Genomic DNA, 1766 nt, shown 5'->3' with positions numbered 1-1766 from the left:
GATTTTATCTTTCAGCATTCAGGTAAACCTTTCTTGGGTTAGCTATAAATATTAGGGAACAGATACCTGAGTTAGCCAAATGGTGCTAGGATATTTATGGGAATATTGTATATACACTAGAACTAGCACAATCGATGGGATTGGTAGGACTCGAACCTACGACCAATTCGTTATGAGCGAACTGCTCTAACCAACTGAGCTACAATCCCCTTCATTAATATTTATGATACATATAAAAACAAATTTGTCTATTGGCTTATTTCGCTATCGACCCAATCTGACAAATCATTTATCGCACCAATTTTACGCACAATCTCCTTACCATCTTGAAATATGATTAAAGTTGGTACGGATTGAATTCCATATTCACCTGGTACTTCAGTTCCTTCATCTATATTGAACTTGCAGATTTTGATCTTGCCTTTTTTATCTTTAGCTAACTGTTCAATGCGCGGCATTAGAGTTTTACATGGTCCACACCACTCTGCCCAAAAGTCTACCAGCACAAACCCTTTGTAATCAGTAACTTCAGACTTAAAATTTTGATCATTTACTAATGTAATATCGCCATTCATAAAATACCCAACTCAATTTGTGCAATATAGCACATTGACTGGTAACTAATCAACTAAATTCTTGCTAAAGAGCTGGAGTTAAGTATTTTAAAAAACTTCTATTACATCTGATGATTAAAGATATCCACATTTTCCCATCCCGTTAAATCCAATTCAACACGAGTAGGAAGAAATTCAAAGCATTTTTGTGCCAACTCTTTTCTGTTTTCACGTTCTAGCATTAAATCTAGCTTTTCTCTTATTTTATGAAGATATAAAACATCAGATGCAGCGTAGCTTTTTTGCTTGTCCGTTAAATTTTCATTTCCCCAGTCAGAAGATTGCTGCTGCTTATTTAATTTTGTATCAAGTAGCTCTAAGCACAATTCTTTTAAGCTATGGTTATCGGTATAGGTACGAACCAGACGTGAAGCTATTTTAGTACAATAGCATGGAAATGCCCAAGTTTCCAAATAATAACGTATTATGCTAACATCAAACCGTGCAAAGTGAAATATTTTGGTTATATTTTCATCCCCCAATATTTTTCTTAAATTTGGAGCTGTATAATCGTTTTTGAATTGAACTAAGTGAGCATTGCCGTCGTTAAAAGAGAGCTGTACAAGGCACAATCTATCTCTGCCATGAAGCAGCCCCATTGCCTCTGTATCAACAGCTATAGACCTTACGTTATCTGGTATTGAGCTAGTTGGCAAGTCGTCTTGATGTAAAAATATTCCCATAAGGTTCTGTGGAATAACAAAAGGTTAATAGTAATTGAAAGCAAGCTTTAAGTACACAAATATATAACCTTACATTTTTAGTATGCGTGGGGTTTACAAATTGTTGTATTTGCCTATAATCAAGAAGTAAATTCAGGTTAACTGCGGGAGTAGTTCAGTTGGTAGAACGCAACCTTGCCAAGGTTGAGGTCGAGGGTTCGAACCCCTTCTCCCGCTCTCTTTTTCAACTCCACTCTGTAAAAAATTACTTTTTAGCGATATATCAAAGAGTTAATGCTAGTTCATTTGGAAATAACAGGAAAACTTATGATAGTTTTATACCCTGAATAGAATCATTTTTTTACATTCTACTTTTTGTAGAAGACACTTTTTTACCGCTTTTTCCGGGTAAGGTCACAAATGGTTATTTTTTTATGAAAAATATGTTGCACTACACAAAATATTATCACATAGTAGGTAAAAATTTCTT

The 1766-nt window shown here is 34.7% G+C and carries 2 protein-coding genes and 2 tRNA genes; 1 reads left to right on the top strand and 3 read right to left on the bottom strand.

Annotated elements, in window-relative coordinates:
- Positions 1–135: 135 nt before the first annotated feature.
- The 3 genes from HET73_RS07280 to HET73_RS07270 form a co-directional block, all read right to left on the bottom strand.
- Positions 136–209, bottom strand: a tRNA-Ile gene (locus HET73_RS07280).
- 39 nt (positions 210–248) lie between these two features.
- Positions 249–575 carry a thioredoxin gene (gene trxA, locus HET73_RS07275; protein WP_174133486.1) on the bottom strand — a complete coding sequence of 109 codons (327 nt, stop codon included), beginning with the start codon at positions 573–575 and terminating at the stop codon, positions 249–251.
- Between the two features lie 101 nt (positions 576–676).
- Positions 677–1297: a ribonuclease D gene (locus tag HET73_RS07270; RefSeq protein ID WP_174133487.1), complete on the bottom strand. Its 621-nt coding sequence runs from the start codon at positions 1295–1297 to the stop codon at positions 677–679.
- A 143-nt stretch (positions 1298–1440) separates the two neighbouring features.
- On the opposite strand from HET73_RS07270, the gene HET73_RS07265 reads away from it, so the two are divergent.
- A tRNA-Gly gene (locus HET73_RS07265) sits at positions 1441–1513 on the top strand.
- The last annotated feature ends 253 nt before the right edge of the window (positions 1514–1766 follow it).

This window comes from Wolbachia endosymbiont of Atemnus politus (assembly GCF_013309895.1).
This window is presented reverse-complemented; position numbering and strand designations above follow the sequence as displayed.